Annotated in this window: 13 protein-coding genes; 11 read left to right on the top strand and 2 right to left on the bottom strand. The window is 76.3% G+C overall.

Going from position 1 to position 18,401, the window contains the following annotated elements; translation table 11 throughout:
* Positions 1-4: 4 nt before the first annotated feature.
* The 11 genes from IE106_RS09485 (at position 5) to IE106_RS09435 (ending at position 15,282) form a co-directional block, all read left to right on the top strand.
* Positions 5-1,345 carry a diaminobutyrate--2-oxoglutarate transaminase family protein gene (locus IE106_RS09485; RefSeq protein WP_189531897.1) on the top strand — a complete coding sequence of 447 codons (1,341 nt, stop codon included), beginning with the start codon at positions 5-7 and terminating at the stop codon, positions 1,343-1,345.
* A complete protein-coding gene (locus IE106_RS09480) occupies positions 1,342-2,892 on the top strand; it encodes a pyridoxal phosphate-dependent decarboxylase family protein (RefSeq protein WP_189531895.1) in 1,551 nt (516 codons plus the stop codon). The genes IE106_RS09485 and IE106_RS09480 overlap by 4 nt, the downstream gene beginning before the upstream one ends.
* Entirely contained in the window at positions 2,889-4,268 is a 1,380-nt protein-coding gene (locus tag IE106_RS09475) for a lysine N(6)-hydroxylase/L-ornithine N(5)-oxygenase family protein (protein WP_189531893.1), read from the top strand. Before IE106_RS09480 ends, IE106_RS09475 begins: the two co-directional genes overlap by 4 nt.
* Positions 4,265-5,989, top strand: coding sequence for an IucA/IucC family protein (locus tag IE106_RS09470; RefSeq protein ID WP_189531891.1), 1,725 nt, complete (start codon positions 4,265-4,267; stop codon positions 5,987-5,989). The genes IE106_RS09475 and IE106_RS09470 overlap by 4 nt, the downstream gene beginning before the upstream one ends.
* Complete coding sequence (locus IE106_RS09465; RefSeq protein ID WP_229840205.1) at positions 5,986-6,537, top strand: GNAT family N-acetyltransferase; 552 nt, start codon at positions 5,986-5,988, stop codon at positions 6,535-6,537. The genes IE106_RS09470 and IE106_RS09465 overlap by 4 nt, the downstream gene beginning before the upstream one ends.
* The gene (locus IE106_RS09460) at positions 6,534-7,934 is read left to right on the top strand and encodes an MFS transporter (protein ID WP_189531889.1); all 1,401 of its coding nucleotides are present in this window, start codon (positions 6,534-6,536) and stop codon (positions 7,932-7,934) included. The genes IE106_RS09465 and IE106_RS09460 overlap by 4 nt, the downstream gene beginning before the upstream one ends.
* The gene (locus IE106_RS09455; RefSeq protein ID WP_189531887.1) at positions 7,931-9,466 is read left to right on the top strand and encodes a pyridoxal phosphate-dependent decarboxylase family protein; all 1,536 of its coding nucleotides are present in this window, start codon (positions 7,931-7,933) and stop codon (positions 9,464-9,466) included. The genes IE106_RS09460 and IE106_RS09455 overlap by 4 nt, the downstream gene beginning before the upstream one ends.
* A 71-nt stretch (positions 9,467-9,537) precedes the next feature.
* Positions 9,538-11,340 carry an IucA/IucC family protein gene (locus tag IE106_RS09450; RefSeq protein WP_229840204.1) on the top strand — a complete coding sequence of 601 codons (1,803 nt, stop codon included), beginning with the start codon at positions 9,538-9,540 and terminating at the stop codon, positions 11,338-11,340.
* Positions 11,337-12,143 (top strand): ABC transporter ATP-binding protein, encoded by an 807-nt coding sequence (locus IE106_RS09445; RefSeq protein WP_189531883.1) that lies wholly within the window; start codon positions 11,337-11,339, stop codon positions 12,141-12,143. The genes IE106_RS09450 and IE106_RS09445 overlap by 4 nt, the downstream gene beginning before the upstream one ends.
* 53 nt (positions 12,144-12,196) lie before the next feature.
* Positions 12,197-13,210, top strand: coding sequence for an ABC transporter substrate-binding protein (locus IE106_RS09440; protein WP_189531881.1), 1,014 nt, complete (start codon positions 12,197-12,199; stop codon positions 13,208-13,210).
* Positions 13,207-15,282, top strand: a complete 2,076-nt coding sequence (locus tag IE106_RS09435; RefSeq protein ID WP_189531879.1) for an iron ABC transporter permease — start codon at positions 13,207-13,209, stop codon at positions 15,280-15,282. The genes IE106_RS09440 and IE106_RS09435 overlap by 4 nt, the downstream gene beginning before the upstream one ends.
* A gap of 29 nt (positions 15,283-15,311) precedes the next feature.
* On the opposite strand, the gene IE106_RS09430 is transcribed toward IE106_RS09435, so the two are convergent.
* Together IE106_RS09430 and IE106_RS09425 are read right to left on the bottom strand one after the other, a co-directional pair.
* Positions 15,312-16,682 carry a cryptochrome/photolyase family protein gene (locus IE106_RS09430; RefSeq protein ID WP_189531877.1) on the bottom strand — a complete coding sequence of 457 codons (1,371 nt, stop codon included), beginning with the start codon at positions 16,680-16,682 and terminating at the stop codon, positions 15,312-15,314.
* A complete protein-coding gene (locus IE106_RS09425; RefSeq protein WP_189531875.1) occupies positions 16,679-18,238 on the bottom strand; it encodes an SDR family oxidoreductase in 1,560 nt (519 codons plus the stop codon). Before IE106_RS09425 ends, IE106_RS09430 begins: the two co-directional genes overlap by 4 nt.
* Positions 18,239-18,401 lie beyond the last annotated feature (163 nt).

Here is an 18,401-nt window from a genome sequence, read left to right as displayed (position 1 = left end):
CGCCATGCCGAACGGTGCGCTGCGCGCCGAGCTCCTCGAGCGCCAGGAGCGACGCGAGTCCTCCGCCCGTACCTACGCAAGCACCCTGCCAGTCGCCCCCGTGCACGCCGCCGGCGCGGTGGTCACCGGCGCCGACGGGCGCACGTACCTGGACTGCCTCTCCGGTGCGGGCACCCTCGCGCTGGGGCACAACCACCCCGCCACCGTCGCGGCCCTCCAGTCGGTCCTCGGATCCGGCGCACCGCTGCACACCCTCGACATGATCACCCCTCAGAAGGACGCGTTCTCGGGCGAGTTGCTGCGCCGGCTGCCCGGCGGTCTGCGGGACACGGCGCGGCTGCACTTCTGCAGCCCGGCCGGTACGGACGCCGTCGAGGCGGCGCTGAAACTGGCCCGGCACGCGACGGGCCGGCGCGGGATCGTCGCCTTCACCGGCGCCTACCACGGGATGACGCTCGGCGCGTCCGCCGTGTCCGGGCCGCCCCGCATGAGCGGCGCGGTCGGCGCGGACGGCGTCCCGGTGACCCGCCTCCCCTACCCGTACGGGATGCGCTGCCCGTTCGGGACGGGCGACGGCGAGGAGTCCGGGAAGCTGTCGACGCGGCTGCTGGAGAGCCTGGTCACCGACCCGAGCAGCGGGGTCGGCACCCCCGCCGCGGTCATCCTGGAGGTCGTCCAGGGCGAGGGCGGCGTCGTCGAGGGCCCGGACGGGTGGCTGCGGGAGGTCCGCCGGATCACCGCGGAGCACGGCATCGTCCTCGTCGTCGACGAGGTGCAGACCGGCATCGGCCGCACCGGCCACTACTGGGCCTGCGAACGCGCCGGGATCACGCCCGACGTGCTCGTCACCTCCAAGGCCGTCGGCGGCGGACTGCCGCTCGCGCTCATCGCGTACCGCCCCGACCTCGACACCTGGCGCCCCGGCCACCACACGGGGACCTTCCGCGGCAACACGCTCGCCATGGTCGCCGGGGAGATCACCCTCCGCACGGTCGCCGAGGAGCAACTGGCCGAGCGGGCGATGAAACTGGGCGAGCGGATCCGCCACGGCCTGCACGGGATCGCCGCCGCCGACCCGTCCCTCGGCGAGGTCCGCGGACGCGGCCTGATGATCGGCGTCGAACTGGTCGACCCGGACGGCACCCCCGACCGCAACGGCGTCCCGCCCGGCGACCCCGTCCGCGCCCAGGCGGTCCGCGCCGCGTGCCTGGAGCGCGGGCTGATCCTGGAGCTCGGCGGCCGCGACGACACCGTCGTACGGCTCCTGCCGCCCCTGGTCCTCACCGACGAACAGGCCGACTCCGTCGTGGAGCGCCTCGCCTCCGCCCTGGAGGCCACCCGATGAGCCGCGACGACCGGCACCCCCGCATACCCGGCGGCGACCCGGACGGCGCCGGCCACCCCGACGCGTCCGCGCCGCCCGGGGAGGTCGACGTCGCCGTCGCCGGGGACACCCACGGGGCCTACGCCCTGGGGAAGCTGACCTCGGTGGTCCTCGACGCGCTCGCCGAGGGCGCCACCGTCCGGGGCGGCCCGCTGCCCGGCGGGGGGCCCGACGCGGTCGCCGAGCGGTTACGGGCCGCCTGCGCCCCCGTGCTCCCCGAGCACGGCACGGGCGCCGAGGAGGCCCTGCGCACCGTCGTACGGGCCGTCGCGGAGGGCGCCGCCGACCCGGCCGACCCCTGGTGCGCCGCCCACCTCCACTGCCCGCCCCTCGCGGTGGCCGCCGCGGCCGACCTGGCCGCCGCCGCCCTCAACCCGTCGATGGACTCCTGGGACCAGGCCCCCGCCGCCGCGGCCCTGGAACAGGAGGTCACCGCCGCCCTCGCCGCCCTCGTCTACCCCCGGCGGACCGCGCCCGACGCGCTGATCACCAGCGGCGGCACCGAGTCGAACCTCGTCGCCCTGCTGCTCGCCCGCGAGCGGGCCCGCGCCGCCGGGGCCGCCACGGTCCGGGTGGTGTGCGGCGACAACGCCCACCACAGCGTGCGGCGCGCCACCTGGCTGCTGGGCCTGCCCGAGCCCGTCACCGTGGAGTGCCCGGGCGGACGGGTCGACCCGGCGGCCGTCGACCGGGTCCTCGCCGGGCTCACCGGGCCCGCCCTGGTCGTGGCCACCGCCGGCACCACCGACGAAGGGCTCGTCGACCCGCTCCCGCACCTCGCCGCCGTGGCGGCACGGCACGGCGCGGAACTGCACGTGGACGCCGCGTACGGCGGGCCCCTGCTGTTCAGCGACCGGCTCGCGCCGCTCCTCGACGGCCTGGAGTCGGCCGTCTCCGTCACCTTCGACCTGCACAAACTGGGCTGGCAGCCGGTCGCCGCCGGAGTCCTCGCCGTCTCCGACACCGGGCTGCTCGCCCCGCTGGCCCTGCGCGCCGACTACCTCAACGCCGACGACGACGGCGAGGCCGGCCTGCCGGACCTGCTCGGCCGCTCCATCCGCACGACCCGCCGCCCCGACGTACTGAAGATCGCCGCCACGCTGCGCGCCCTCGGCCGCACCGGGCTCGGCTCGCTCGTCGAGCACTGCGTGCGCACCGCGCGGGAGTTCGCCGCGTTCGTCGACGCGCACCCGGCGCTGCGCCGCCGCCCCGGCGAACCCGGCATCAGCACCGTGCTGTTCCGGCCCACCGCCGCCGACGCGCTCCCGCCCGCCGAGGGCGACGCGCTGGTCGCGGAGGTCCGCCGCCGGCTCCTCACCGAGGGGCTGGCGGTCGTGGGGCGGGCCGTCGCCGAGGACGCCGACGGCACCCGGCGGCTGTGGCTGAAGGCCACCCTGCTCCACCCGCGGGCCGCCGGCGAGGACCTGGCCGGCCTGCTCGACCTGGTCACCGCCACGGCCGCCCGCATCCGCACGACGCACGCACAGGAACCGGAAGGACCCCGATGACGACCGAGCAAGCCGCCGAGGAACCGCCGATCGTCGACCTGCTCGGCGTGGGCGTCGGCCCGTTCAACCTGTCGCTGGCCGCCCTGGCCGACGGGGTGCCCGGACTCGACGCCGTCTTCCTGGAGCAGCGCACCGCGTTCCACTGGCACCCCGGCCTGCTGATCGAGGGGGCCACGCTCCAGGTGCCGTTCCTCGCCGACCTGGTGAGCCTCGTCGACCCGACGAGCCGCTGGTCGTTCCTCAACTACATCCGCACCCAGGAGCGGCTGTTCCCGTTCTACTTCGCCGAGCGGTTCCACATACCCCGGGCCGAGTACGACGCCTACTGCCGCTGGGTCAGCGGGGAACTGCGCTCCTGCCGCTTCGGCCACCGGGCCGACGGCGTCCGCTGGGACGAGGACCGGCAGGCGTACGAGGTGGAGTTCACCCGCGTCGACGAGGACGGCGCCGCCCTCTCCACCGGCCGCCTCCTCGCCCGGCACCTGGCGCTCGGCGTCGGCACCGCCCCGCGGGTGCCCGCACCGCTGCGGGCCCTCGCCGACGACGGTGACGTGCCGGTGCTGCACTCCGCCGACTACCTCGCCCACCGGGAGCGGCTGCTCGCCGCCGGCCACGTCACCGTCGTCGGCGCGGGCCAGTCGGGCGCCGAGGTGCTCCTCGACCTGCTGCGGGCCCGGCCCCACGGGCGGGAGGCGCTGACGTGGCTCGCCCGCACCCCGGCGTTCGCGCCCATGGAGTACAGCAAGATCGGGCTGGAGCACTTCACGCCCGACTACACCCGCTACTTCCACGGGCTGCCCGAGGCCACCCGCGACCGGCTGCTGCCGGCGCAGTGGCAGCTGTACAAGGGCATCAGCACCGACACCCTCGGCGACATCCACGACGAGCTGTACCGGCGCGCCCTGGCCGGCGGCTGGCCGGACGTCACCCTCACCCCCGGCGTCGCCGTCACCGCCGCCGACCGCCGCGACGGCCGCGTGGAACTGTCCCTCGAACACCGCGAGGAGGGGTCCCGGGCCACACTGGTCACCGACGCCGTCGTCCTCGCCACCGGGTACGCGCAGCGGCCCGTCGACGGGCTCCTCGAAGCGCTCGGCCCGCACCTCGCCCGCGACGCCTCCGGGCGCCCCCTCGTCGGCCACGACCAGCGGCTCGTCCTCGACGACGAGGTCGGCGGCAGCGTGTTCGTCCAGAACGCCGAGCGGCACACCCACGGCGTCGGCACGCCCGACCTGGGCCTCGCCGCCTGGCGCTCCGCCGTCATCCTCAACGCGCTGACCGGCCGGCCCGCCTACCCGCTGCCGCGCCGCACCGCGTTCACCACCTTCGGCCTCGACCCGGACCGCACGAACGACGAGCAGAAAGAGTGCGCATGAGCCAGATCCAGCCCCTGGACCCCGCGGCGGAGGCCGACCGGGCCGCCGTCGACAACCTGCTGCGCTGCTGGGTGCGGGAGACCGGAGTGGAACGGCCCGCCGGCGACGTGCTGCGCCTGGAGCTGCCCGCGGCCGGTACGGCGGTCGAGGCACCCGTCCTGTACTGGTCGCCCGTCGGCTGGCACCGCTTCGGGCCCGCCCGGCTGCCGTCCGGCACCCCCGCCTCCGCCACGGCGCTCGCCGCGCTCCTGGGCGTCGAGGCCGCGGACGGCGACCCGGCGTCCGTCGCCGACCTGACCGGGCGCGTCAGCGACTCCGTGCGCCGCGTCACCGAGTTCGTACGGGTCCGGGCCGCCGTCCCCGAGGACCCGTCCGGCACGACGCCGTTCCTCGCCGCCGAGCAGGCCCTCGTCACCGGGCACCCGCTGCACCCGACGCCGAAGAGCCGCGAGGGGCTCACCGACACGGAGGCCGCCCGCTACTCCCCCGAGACGCGCGGCTCCTTCCCGCTGCACTGGTTCGCCGCGGACCCGTCCGTCGTCAGCTCCGACTCGTCCCTGGAGCGCGGCGCCGAGGACCTCCTCGCCGGCTTCGCCGGGGACGGCCTCGCCCGGCCCGACGGCACGGTCCTCGTCCCCGCCCACCCGTGGCAGGCGCAGGACGTCGTCCACCGGCCCGCCGTACGGGCCCTCCTCGACGCCGGCCTGCTGCACGACCTCGGCCCGGCCGGGCCCGCGTGGTACCCCACCTCGTCCATCCGGACGCTGTACCGGCCCGACGCGGCCGTGATGCTGAAGTTCTCCCTCGGCCTGCGCATCACCAACTCGCGGCGCGAGAACATGCGGTCCGAACTGCGCCGGGGCATCGCCGTCGACCGGCTCCTCACCGCGGGTCTCGGCCGGGCCCTGCACGCCGCGCACCCGGACTTCGCGATCGTCCGCGACCCGGCGTGGCTCGCGGTCGACACCGCGCCCGGCGGCGGCGACGGCACCGGCCTCGACGTGGTCGTCCGCGCCAACCCGTTCCCCGCGGACGCGGCGGCGCAGGGCCTGTGCGTCGCCGGGCTGGTCTCCCCCCGCCCCGACCTGCCCGGCGGCCGCTCCCACCTGGCGACGCTCGTGCACGCCCTCGCCGAACGGACCGGCCGGCCCGTCGCGGAGGCCGGCGAGGAGTGGTTCACCCGCTACGCGGAGCGGGTCGTCGGCCCCGTCCTGTGGCTGTACGCCACGTACGGGCTGGGCCTGGAGGCGCACCAGCAGAACACCCTCGTCGTCCTCGACGACGAGGGCCGGCCCGTCGGCGGCCGGTACCGCGACAACCAGGGCTACTACTTCTCCCCCGCCCGCAGCGAGGCCCTGTACGGCTGGGTGCCGGACATCGGCCGGGACCTCGGCACGTACGTCGCGGACGAGGTCATCGACGAGCGGCTCGCCTACTACGTCGGCATCAACAACCTGCTCGGCCTGGTCGGCGCGCTCGGCTCCCAGGGCCTCGCGGACGAGACGCGGCTGCTGCGCCTCGCCGACCGGTTCCTCGCCGGGGCCGCCGGCGAGCACGGCGACCGGCTGCGGCTGGCCTCGCTGCTGCGGGACGAGCCGACGCTGCGCTGCAAGGCGAACCTGCTGACGCGGGTGCGCGGCATGGACGAGCTGACCGGCCCCCTGGAGGCCCAGTCGGTGTACGTGGACATCGCCAACCCCCTGGTGGAGGTGCGCAAGTGACGGGAGAGGACCTCCTCATCGCCGAGACGGCACTGGAGCAGGGCACGTTCGCGCTGCGCGCGGTCGACCCGGCCGCCGACGCGGAGCTGGTGCACGCGTGGATGAACGACCCGGAGGTCGCCGAGTACTGGGAGATGGCCCAGCCGCGCGAGCGGATCACCGCCTACCTGCGGGAGCAGGTCGGCAGCGCCCACTCCACGCCGTACATCGGCTGCGTCGACGGCACCCCGATGAGCTACTGGGAGGTGTACCGGGCCGACCTGGACCCGCTGCGCCACCACGGCCCGGTACGGCTCCGCGACGCCGGCGTGCACCTGCTGCTCGGCCCGTCCGCGTACCGGGGGCGGGGGCTCGGCGCGGCGTTACTCCGGGCCGTCTCCGACTGGCTGCTGCGCACCGACCCCTACGCCGGGCGCGTCGTCGCCGAGCCGGACGTCCGCAACGAGCGGTCCGTGCGGGCCTTCGAGCGGGCCGGGTTCCGGCTGGACCGGCGGATCGACCTGCCGGGGAAGCGGGCGGCGTTCATGGTCCGCGAGCGCACGGCATGACGGGGGCGCACGGGCGCCCGGTGCTGCTGGCGGCGGCCGGACTGCACATGGTGACGCAGTCGGCCCTCGCCCCGTTCTACCCGGCGCTGTTCCGCGCCGTGTACGGGGTGGGGTCGCTGGCCGCGACCGGGCTGTTCCTGGTGCTGTGCCAGGTCTCGGCGGTCGCCGCCCTGCCCCTGTGGGGCCGGGCGAGCCGCCGCGTGCCGCTGGCCCGGCTGGTGACGGCCGGGCAGTCGGCGGCGGTGCTGCTGGCCGCCGCCCTGGTCCTCGCGCCGTCGTACGCGGTGTTCACCGGGGTGTCCGTGCTGCTCGTGGCCGCGAAGGCGGTCGTCCTGCTGGCGTATCCGGGACTCGCCCGGAGCCATCCGCGCGGCGTGCTGCCCGGCGTCGTGCAGTACGTGGCCGTGCTGCACGCCGCGTCGGTCGCGGCGACGCTGCTGGGCGGGGTCGTCGTGTCCGTGCCCGAACCCCGGTCGGCGCTGCTGCTGCTGGCGCTGCTGGAGGCGGTGCTGCTGGCGGCGTGCCTGCGGGTGCTGCGGCCCGGGGCCGACGCGCCGGCCGGCGCCGCCGGTGACGCCCCCGGGGGCGGCCGGGCCGCCGGCGGGGTGTGGCGGCTGGCCGGGTACGTGCTGCTGACGGCCGTCGCCGTGTACGCGGCGCGGCCGTACTTCACCGAGTACGTGACCGGCGCGGGCGCCTCGACCGGTACGGCGACGGCCCTGTTCCTGCTGCCGCACGTCGCCGTGCTCGCGCTGCTGCCCGCCGCCGAGCGGCTGCGGGCGCGGCTGGGCGGGCGGCTGCTGCGGCACGGGATGCTCGTCGCCGCGGCGGGGCTCGCCGTGCAGGCGGCGCTCACCGACCCGGGCTGGCTGGCCGCCGCGCGGCTGGTGTTCGGGGCCGGGCTGGCGCTGGGCCAGGTCGCCCTCGACGAGCGGGTGATCGCGGCCAGCGGTTCGGGGGCGGCGTACAGCGTCGTCGCCGTGGGGCAGACGGCGGGCCTGCTGCTCGCGCCGCTCGTCGCCACCGGGGCGGCGACCGCCGCCCTGTGGGCCCCCCTCCTCGTGGGCGGCGCGCTGCTGTGCGCCCTGGCGCTCGTGTCCCCCGCGTCGCCCGTCCGCCCCGGCCCCCTCCGCGACGCGGTCCCCGCCCCGCCCGCCCCGCCCGCCCCGGGCCGGTTCGTGGGGCCGAGGGCCGTACCGGCGCCGAGAGGGCTCCCCCGCACACCGCTCGTGGGGCCGAAGGGGCGTGCGGGTGCCGGGAGGACGGCCGCGCACCGGGGCGAAGCACTGAGCACGGTGGTCCTCCCGGCCCCCGCCCACAGCGCCCCGGAGGCGGAACGAGCCCCGGCGGCGGCCCCGGAGGCGGAACGAGCCTCGAAAGAAGGAAACCTGCCATGACGATGCCCGGTAGTGCCCTGTCCGCCCCCGCCTCGCCGCTGCTCGACCCCGGCCTGCTGGCCGCCGCCCCCACCGGGCTCGCCGAGTTGGGGCGGCTCGTGCACGAGATCGCCCGGGAGTGCGCCGACGGGTTGCGCGGACGCGGCGGACCGCTGCCCGCGCTCAGCCCGGAGGACCTGACCGGCCTGGTCGACGCCCAGTTCCCCGACGGTGTCGTCCCGCGCAACGGCGCCGGCACGGGCGCCGTGCTGGCGCTCGCCCGGGCCTGCGCGCAGACCACCGTGGACCTCGCCGACCCGCGCGCCGCCGCGCACCTCCAGCCGCCGTCGCTGGCCGTCGCCGCCGCGGCCGACGTGCTGGCGGGGATCTTCAACGCGTCCGTCGACACCTGGGACTCCGGCCCGTACGCCGTCGAGATCGAGCGGCGGCTCGTGAAGGGCATCTGCGGACTCGCCGGCTACGGGCCCGAGTCGGGCGGTGTCCTCACCTCCGGCGGGAGCGCGTCCAACCTCCAGGCGCTGCTCGTCGCCCGCGACGCGGCGGCGGCCAAACTGCGGGACGTGCGCAGCGGCGGCCTGGCCGGGTTCGGGCAGGAGCCGCTGGTGTTCTGCTCGGAGCTGGCGCACTTCTCGGTCGCCCGCGCCTGCGCCGTCCTCGGGCTCGGCGAGGACGCGGTGCGGACCGTGCCCGTCGACGGGCGGCACCGGATGCGGCCCGAGGCGCTGGACGCGATGCTGCGGCGGGTCGACCCGGACACGCAGCTGCCCGTCGCGGTCGTCGCGACCGCCGGGACCACCGACTACGGCTCCGTGGACCCCCTGCCGGAGGTCGCCGCGGTCGCCCGGGAGCACGGCGTGCGGCTGCACGTCGACGCGGCGTACGGGTGCGGCGCGCTGTTCTCGGACCGGCTGCGGCCGCTGCTGGACGGCATCGGGGAGGCCGACACGATCACCCTGGACCTGCACAAGACGGCCTGGCAGCCGGCCGCCGCGAGCGTCCTGCTCGCCCGGGACGCGGCGGACTTCGCGCCGACGACGGGGCTGCGGGTCGCCTACCTCAACCCGGACGACGACGGCGAGGCCGGGTACGACGGGCTGCTCGGCCTGTCGCTGCAGACGACGCGCCGCGCCGACGCGCTGAAGGTCGCGGCGACGTTCCTGGCCCTGGGCACCGACGGGATCGGGGCGATGCTGGACGCCTGCCACGACCTGGCGCGGCACGCCGAGCGGGCCATAGCGGCGCACCCGCGGCTGGCGCTGACCGCCGGGGTGACGCTGTCGACGGTCGTCTTCCGGTACGTCGCCGGGGACCCGTCCGCGTCCGACCACGTCAACGGCGAGCTCCGCCGCCGCCTGCTGCGCGCCGGCGCCGCGCTGGTGGGCCGGACCGACGCGCCCGGCGACGACGGCCGCCCGGCCGTCCACCTCAAGCTCACCCTGCTGAACCCGCAGACCCGCACCACGGACGTGGACGGCCTGCTCGACGCGGTCGTCCGCGCCGGCCGGGCCGTCGAGGAAGGGAGCGCCGCATGAAACGCCGCGAAGCGGAGCAGCGTAAGGGCCGGAAGCACAGCCGGCGTCCACACGAGAAAGGCATCGCCCGTATGACTGACGGCCACCCCGTCCCCGAACTCGCCGACGTCTCGCCCGAGTCGTGGCGGGAGGCGAACCGCAGGCTCCTCGCCAAGACCCTCTCCGAGTTCGCCTTCGAGGAGCTGGTCAAGCCCCTGGAGCTGGAGACGGAGGGCCGCTACCGGGTCGACCTGGACAGCGGGGTCTCGTACGTCTTCTCCGCCACGCGCGGCGCGCTCGGCTCCTGGCGGGCCGACAAGGACTCCGTGACGCGCGGCGCGGCGGGGCTCCTCGGCAACGAGATCGAGACCCCCGCCTGGGACGCGCAGCAGTTCCTCGTCGACTGCGCGGGCACCATAGGCACCGACGCGCCGACGCTCGGCATGTACCTCACGGAGCTGTCGGCGACCCTCGCCGTCGACGCCGCGCGCATCGAGCACGGCGGGCGGACGGCGGCCGAACTGCGCGGGCTGGACCACGCCGAGCTGGAGTGCGCCATGACGGGCCACCCGACGCTCGTCGCCAACAAGGGCCGCATCGGCTTCTCCGCCAGTGACGTGCGGGCGTACGCGCCGGAGGCGCAGCGGACGGTCGCCCTGCAGTGGATCGCCGTGCACCGGGGGCTCGCCGAGTTCCGGGGCACCCCCGGGCTGAGCGAGGCGGCCGTCGTCGCCCACGAGCTGGGCGAGGACACCGTCGCCGCGTTCCGCACCCGGGTCGAGGCGGTCGGCGGCGACCCCGACGCATACGTGTGGATGCCCGTCCACCCGTGGCAGTGGGACCACGCCGTCCAGGTGTTGTTCGCCGGCGAGATCGCCCAGCGGCGGATCGTCCCGCTCGGCCGGAGCGCCGACGTGTACCTGCCGCAGCAGTCGGTGCGGACCATGACCAACGTGTCGCGGCGGGACCGGTACGACGTCAAACTCCCCCTGAAGATCGTCAACACGCTGATCTGGCGCGGCATCCCGCCGCACTGCACGCAGGGCGCTCCGCTCACCACGCAGTGGCTGACGGGCCTGCTCGGCAGGGACCCGCTGCTCCGCGACGAGCTGCGGACGGTGTTCCTCGGCGAGGTCGCCTCGGTGACGGTCCGCCACCCGTACCTGGACCGCGTGCCGGAGATGCCGTACCAGCACCTGGAGACGCTGGGCTGCATCTGGCGGGAGTCGGTGTCGTCGCGGCGGGACGAGGGCGAGCGGGTCCGCACGTTCGCGTCGCTGCTGTACGTCGACGAGCACGGCACGTCGTTCGCGGCCGAGCTGGCCCGCGCCTCGGGGCTGCCCGCCGAGGAGTGGCTGTCGCGGCTGTTCGAGACGGTGATGCACCCGGTGCTGCACGTGATGTACACGTACGGCATCACCTTCAACCCGCACGGCCAGAACACGCTCATCGGCTACGACGGGGACGACGTGCCGCGGCGGCTGTTCCTGAAGGACTTCGTCGACGACGTGTCCGTGTCGCACACCCCCGTCCCGGAGCGCGGCCCGGAGCCGGACGGCTACGACCACGTGCTGCCCCGCAAGAACCCGCTCGTCATCCGCCAGCACGTCGTCGACCAGCTGCTGCTGGGGCACTTCCGGTACCTGGCGCCGCTCGCCGCCGAGCAGCTGGGCGTCCCGGAGGAGCGGTTCTGGCGGCTGGTGCGGCAGGCGGTCGTGTCGTACCAGGAGCGGTTCCCCGACCGGGAGGACCGGTACGCCGAGTACGACATGCTCGCGGACGAGTTCCCGCGCTACCCGTTCAACACCGACCGGCTCGTCGTCACCCGCTACGTCGACCGGGCGCTGCGGCACGCGCTGCGCCCGAACGGCACCGTCCCCAACCCGCTGTCATGAGCATCGAGATCAGTGCGAAGGAGCTCACCCTCGGCCACGGGGGTGAGCCCGTCGCCCGCGGCATCGGCGTCGCCCTGGCGCCCGGCGAGGTCACCGCGCTCGTCGGCCCGAACGGCTCCGGCAAGTCCACGCTGCTGCGGGCGCTGGCCCGGCTGCACACCCCGGACGCGGGCCGGATCGTGCTCGACGGCCGCGACCTGGCGGAGTACCGGCCGAAGGAACTGGCCCGCAAGCTCAGCTTCCTGACACAGTCGCCGATCGTGCCCGCCGGGGTGACCGTCGAGGAGCTGGTCGCCTACGGCCGCCACCCCCACCAGGGGCTGCTCGCGCGCGGCGGCGAGGAGGACCGGGAGGCGATCGACTGGGCGCTGGACGCCACGAACCTGCGGCCGCTGGCCGAGCGCACCCTGGACCGGCTGTCCGGGGGCGAGCGGCAGCGGGCGTGGATCGCGATGGCGCTGGCCCAGCGGACCAGGCTGCTGCTGCTCGACGAGCCGACGACGTACCTCGACATCCGCTACCAGATCGAGGTGCTGCGGCTCGTGCGGCGGCTGGCGGACGAGCACGGCATCACCGTGGCGGTGGTGCTGCACGACCTGAACCAGGCCGCCGCGTTCTCCGACGCGATGGTCGTGCTGGCCGGGGGCCGGATCGTCGCGTCCGGCATCCCCGCGCGGGCGCTGACGGAGGACACCGTCCGCACCGCCTTCCGGATCGACACGACCGTCACCCTCGACCCCCACACAGGTGTGCCGACCTGTCTGCCGACGTGGCGCGAGCCGTCGCCGGCCGCGGCCGGCTGAGCACCACCGCACCACCGTTCGCACCACCCGATCGAGCAAAGGAACCCTCGCCCATGCGCACGCCACCACGGGCCCGTACCGCCCTCACCGCCCTCCTCGCCGCCGCGGCGCTCGCCGTCACCGCCGTCGGCTGCGGCTCCGCCGCCGAGGAGGCCGGCGGCGGATCCCCGACGAAGGAGGGGGACGCAGGAGCCGGCCGGGAGGGCGGCGGGGTCACCGTCTCCCACCTGAAGGGCTCCACCACGCTGAAGCAGCCCGCGAAGAAGGTCGTCGCCCTGGAGTGGACGTACGCCGAGGACCTGCTGGCCCTCGGGGTGTCCCCGGCCGGGGTCGCCGACGTCAAGGGGTACGGCCAGTGGGTCACCGGCGGCCCGCGGTTCGGCGCGGACGTCAAGGACGTCGGCACCCGGCAGGCGCCCAGCCTGGAGACCATCAAGGCGCTGAAGCCCGACCTGATCGTCACCTCCAAGGTGCGTTCCGAGGCCAACTACGAGCAGCTGAACAAGATCGCGCCGACGCTGATGTTCGACCCGTACTCGACGGACGGCGAGTACGAGGAGATGCGGGCCACGCTGAAGACGATCGGCACCGCCGTCGGCAAGCCGGAGGCGGCCGACGCGGCGCTGAAGGACCTCGACGCGAAGATCGACGCGGCGAAGCGGAAACTGGCGGCGGGGAAGAGGAACGGCGCGGAGGTGACCGTCGCCCGCGGCTACACCACGGACGGCGCCGCCGTGGTGGAGGTCCTCACCGACTCGACCATCCCCGGCGGGCTGCTGCCGCGGCTGGGCCTGCGGAACGCCTGGAAGGGCAAGGCCGACGCGTACGGCATGAGCAAGGTCGACATCGAGGGCCTCAAGCCCGTCGAGAAGTCCAGCCTCGTCTACGTCGCCGCGAAGGACGACGACGTGTTCACCACGTCGCTGCCGAAGAACGCCCTGTGGCAGAACCTGGACTTCGCGAAGGGCAAGCGCGTCCACGCCCTCGACCCGGGCACCTGGTTCTTCGGCGGGCCGTTCTCGACCGCGCAGGTCGCCGACGAGATCGCGAGCGCGCTCACTTCATGACCGGGATCGCGACACGTCCCTCGGACACCGTGCCGGGCCGGACCGGGAGGGCGCCGCGCCTCCCGGCCGGCCCGGCCGCGATCGTCGCCGGCGGGGTGCTGGCGCTGCTGCTGGTGACCGCGGCGCACCTGGGGTACGGGCGCAGCGACGTCGGGCTCGGGGACCTGCTGGGGCTGCTGGTGGGCGGCGGGGACGCGGACACGAGGTCGGTGCTGCTCGGCGGGCGGCTGCCGCGCACCCTGGCCGGGCTGGTCGCCGGGGCGGCGCTGGCCGTCGCGGGCTGCCTGCTGCAGTCGTCGGTGCGCAACCCGCTGGCGTCGCCGGACACGCTGGGCGTGACGGCCGGCGCGTACCTCGCGGTGGCGGTCAGCGCGATCACCGGGTTCTCGCTGGGCGACCTGCCGCGCGGCGGCGTCGCCTTCGCCGGCGGGCTGCTCGCGGCGGCGCTCGTGCACACCGTGGCGGGCGGGTCGCGGGGCCGGCCCGCCCACCTGGTGCTGGCCGGGGTGTCGGTGACGCTGGCGCTGTCCAGCGTCACCGCGGTGCTGGTGGTGCTGTTCCAGGAGGAGACCGGCGCGGTGTTCTTCTGGGGACACGGCTCGCTCGCCGTGGCCGACAGCACCCGGTCCCTGACGGTGCTGCCGCTGCTCGGGGCGGGGCTGCTGGGCGGGCTGCTGCTGGCGAGGACGCTGGACATCCTCGGCACCGGGGACGAGACGGCGCGCGGCCTCGGGGTGTCGGTGGGCCGGGTGCGGCTGACGGCGGTGCTGCTGTCGGTGCTGCTCACGGCGTGCGCGGTGGCGGTGACCGGCCCGATCGGCTTCGTCGGCCTGGCCGCGCCGCACCTGGTGCGGCTCGCCGGGGTGCGGCGGCACGCGGCGCTGCTGCCGGCGGCGGCCGTGTGGGGCGCGACCCTGCTGCTGGCGGCGGACCTGCTGGCGCGGGTGACGTCGCCGACCGGCAACGAGGTCGCGGCCGGTGTGGTGACGGCGCTGTTCGGCGCGCCGCTGTTCCTGTGGCTGGCCCGGCGGCTGCCGTCGGAGCCCGCCGCGCCCGGCACGGTGATGCCGGGCCGGCGCGGGCGCCGGCTGCCGTACCCGCCGCTGCTGGCGGGCGGGGTCGCCGTGGTGGCCGCGCTGCTGACGGGCGGGCTGGTGCTGGGGGACATCGCCGTGCCGTTCGCCGAGCTGCCGCGGCTGCTGACGGGCGGCGGGGACGAGCTGCTGCGGGGCGTGGTGCTGGAGTACCGGCTGCCGCGGCTGCTGGTGGCGGCCCTGGCGGGGGCGCTGCTGGCGGTGGCGGGCGGCATCGTGCAGACCGTGTCGCGCAACCCGCTGGCGGACCTGACGGTGATGGGCGTCAGCGGCGGCGCCGGGTTCGGTGCGGCGCTGGTGCTGGTGGCGCTGCCCTCGGTGCCGTACGCGATGCTGCCGGTCGCGGCGCTGCTGGGCGGCACGGCGGCGTTCGCGCTGACGTACGGGCTGTCGCTGCGCAAGGGGTCGGTGGCGCCGGAGCGGCTGGTGCTGGTGGGCATCGGCACGTTCGCGCTGACCACCGCGGCGACCAACTACCTGGTGGTGGGGGCGCGTTTCCAGGTCGCGCAGGCGCTGACGTGGCTGTCGGGCTCGACGTACGCGCGGGACGCGACGGACCTGTCGGTGCTGGCGGTGGCGGTGGCGGTGGGGATTCCGCTGCTGGTGCTGTCGTTCCGGCGGCTGGACCTGCTGGCGCTGGGTGAGGACACGCCGCGCACGCTGGGGCTGCCGCTGGAGCGGACCCGGCTGGCGGTGCTGGTCCTGGCGGTGGCGCTGGCGGCGTGCGCGGTGGCCGTCGTGGGGACGGTGGCGTTCGTCGGCCTGGTCGCGCCGCACGCGGCGCGGATGCTGGTCGGTTCGCGGGCGCACCGGCTGTTGCCGGTGTCGGCGCTGCTGGGCGCGGCGCTGATGACGGCCGCGGACACGGTGGGCCGTACGGCCATCGCGCCCGCCGAGATCCCGTCGGGGCTGCTGGCCGCGCTGATCGGCACGCCGTACTTCGTGTGGCAGCTGCGGCGCGGCCACCGCGCGGGCTGACGGCGGGCCCGGGCGGCACCGCGCGTCCGTCACAGGCCGCGGGCCGCCCGGAAGCGGGCGAGGGCCTCGGGCAGCGCCACGATCGGCGGCGGGTAGCCGTCGCCGATCCGGTCGCGGACGGCCGGCCTCCACGGCTCGTGCACGGCCGGGCCCCCGACGCCCGCGAGTTCGGGGACCCAGCGCCGGACGTAGTCGCCGCGGGGGTCGTAGCGGCGGCCCTGCAGGACCGGGTTGAGGACCCGGTTGGGGCGGGTGTCGGTGCCGGTGCCGGCCACCCACTGCCAGTTGAGCTGGTTGTTGGGGAGGTCGCCGTCGGCCAGGAGCTCCAGGAAGTGCCGGGCCCCGACGCGCCAGTCGACGTAGAGGGTCTTGGCGAGGAAACTCGCGGTGACCAGCCGGCCCCGGTTGTGCATCCACCCCTCGTGGGCGAGCTGGCGCATCGCGGCGTCGACGAGCGGGTAGCCGGTGCGGCCGTCCTTCCACGCCTCCACGTCGGCGGCCGCCGCGGGGCCGGAGCGCCAGCGGTCGTGGCGGGTGCGGTAGTCGTCGTGGGCGGCGGCGGGCCGGGCGGCGAGCAGCTGGCGGTGGAAGTCGCGCCAGCACAGCTGCCGTACGAACGCCTCGGCGCCGGGCCCGCCCCGCGCGCGGGCGCGGTGGGCGACCTCGGTGGCGGAGACCGCGCCGAAGTGGAGGTACGGGGAGAGGCGGGAGGTGGCGTCGGCCGCCAGGTCGTCGTGGAGCCCGGCGTACGCGTCGAGGGGCCCCCGCAGCCACGCCGTGAGCCTGCGGCGGCCCTCGGTCTCGCCGCCGGGGGCGAGACCGGGCGACACCCCGGCCTCGCCGCGCCGGGTGGGCGGCTCCTCGGAGCGCACGTCGTCCGGCACGGTCACGGCGCGGGGCGCGGCGAGCGGCTCCCGCGTCCGCTCGGCGGACCACCTGCGGTGGTACGCGCCGAAGACGGCGTAGTGGGAGGAGCCCTGCGGGGCGACCGCGCCCGGGGGCACGACGGTGCCGACCGCGTCGTGCACGCGCAGCGCCCGCCGCTGGGCCTCCAGGGCGGTGCGCAGCCGGTCCTCGCGGCGCTGGGCGTAGCCGCTGTGGTCGGCGGCCATGTGGACCTCGACGGCGCCGGCCTCGGCGGCGACGGCGCACACGGCGTCGGTGACGCGCCCGGAGCGGACGACCAGCCGTCCGCCGCGCCGGCGCAGGCCCGCGTCGAGGTCGCGGAGGCAGTCGGCGAGGAACGCGGTGCGGTTGGGCGCGGCGAACCCGGCGGCGGTGACGGCCTCGTCGCGGACGAAGAGCGGGACGACCGCCTCGTGCGCGCGCAGGGCGGCCCGCAGCGGGGGGTGGTCGTGCAGCCGGAGGTCGGCGGTGAACAGGACGACGGCCGTGGTCACCGCGCCGCCTCCGGGGCGGTGGCGGCGGTGTCCTTCTCGGCGGCCTTGGTGATGTTGCGGGCCATGCCGCCGAACACGACGGCGTGGAAGGGGGCGACGCTCCACCAGTACGCGTGGCCGAGCAGCCCGCGCGGGTGGAACAGGGCGCGCTGCCGGTAGCGGGTGCGGCCCCGCTCGTCGCGGTCGGCGTACATCTCCAGCCAGGCCAGGCCGGGCAGGCGCATCTCCGCGCGCAGCCGCAGCAGCCGGCCGTGCTGGATCTCCTCGACGCGCCAGAAGTCGAGGGAGTCGCCGGCGCGCAGGCGGGCGGCGTCGCGCCGGCCGCGGCGCAGCCCGACCCCGCCGGCGAGCCGGTCGAGCCAGCCGCGCACCGCCCAGGCGAGGGGGAAGGAGTACCAGCCGTTGTCGCCGCCGACGCCCTCGATGACCCGCCACAGCTGCTCGGGCGTGGTGTCGACGAGCTGCTCCCGCTCGTCGGTGTAGAGGCTGCCGCCCGCCCAGTCGGGGTCGGTCGGCAGGGGGTCGCTGGGCGCGCCGGGCACGGAGGCGGAGGACCAGCGGGTGGTGACGCGGGCCTCGCGGACGCGGCGCAGGGCGAGCGCGAGGGCCTCGTCGCAGCCGAGGGGGGCGCCGGGCGGGTCGGGGACGTAGCGGGCGATGTCGTGCTCGCGGCACACCACCTCGTGGCGCAGCGAGTCGGCGAGGGGCCGGGCGATGGACGCCGGTACGGGGGTGACGAGCCCGACCCACAGGCCGGACAGGCGCGGCGTGAGCAGCGGCACGGGCAGGATGAGCCGCCGGGGCAGCCCGGCCACGACGGCGTAGCGTGCCATCAGGTCGCGGTAGGTGAGGACGTCGGGGCCGCCGATGTCGAAGGCGCGGCTGACGTCGGGGGGCATCTCCGCGCTGCCGACGAGGTAGCGCAGCACGTCGCGGACGGCGATCGGCTGGATGCGGGTGCGCAGCCACCGCGGGGTGATCATGAGGGGCAGGCGCTCGGTGAGGTAGCGGAGCATCTCGAAGGACGCGGAACCGGAGCCGAGGATGACGGCGGCGCGGAGCACGGTGGTGGGGACGCCGGACTTCAGGAGGATGTGCCCGACCTCGGCGCGGGACCGCAGGTGCGGGGAGAGCCGCCGCTCGGGCACGCCGGCGGGGGTGAGGCCGCCGAGGTAGACGAGGCGGCGCACGCCGGCGGCGCGCGCCTGCCGGGCGAAGACGGTGGCGGCCCGCCGGTCGGTGTCCTCGAAGCCGGACCCGGTGCCGAGGGCGTGCACGAGGTAGTACGCGACGTCGGCGCCGCGCATCGCGTCGCGCACCGACGCCTCGTCGGTGACGTCGCCGCGGACGACGTCGACGCGGTCCGCCCAGGGGTGGTCGCGGAGCTTGCCGGGGGTGCGGGCGAAGCAGCGGACGCGGTACCCGGCATCGAGGAGCGCGGGGACGAGGCGTCCGCCGATGTAGCCGGTGGCGCCGGTGACCAGGCAGAGCGGCGCGGTCGGGGAGGTCCGCCCGGACCGGTCCGGGGCCGGGGGCGGGTCGCTGCGCTCCGTCATGGGTGCCTCCGTCGTTCGGGGTGCTGTCTCCACCGTGGACCGCCCGGAGGGTTTCCGCCCGTCCGGTGCCCTCGGATGCGGGGGGAGCGGGTTTCTATAGGCTGACCAGGTGGTGACCAGGGACGACGACGGGACGGGCGCGGGAACGGGCGAGGGGACGGGG

The sequence above is a fragment of the Streptomyces roseolilacinus genome, assembly GCF_014649335.1.
GTDB lineage: Bacteria > Actinomycetota > Actinomycetes > Streptomycetales > Streptomycetaceae > Streptomyces > Streptomyces roseolilacinus.
Note: the sequence above shows the minus strand (reverse complement) of the source record. Positions and strands in the feature narration are given on the sequence as shown.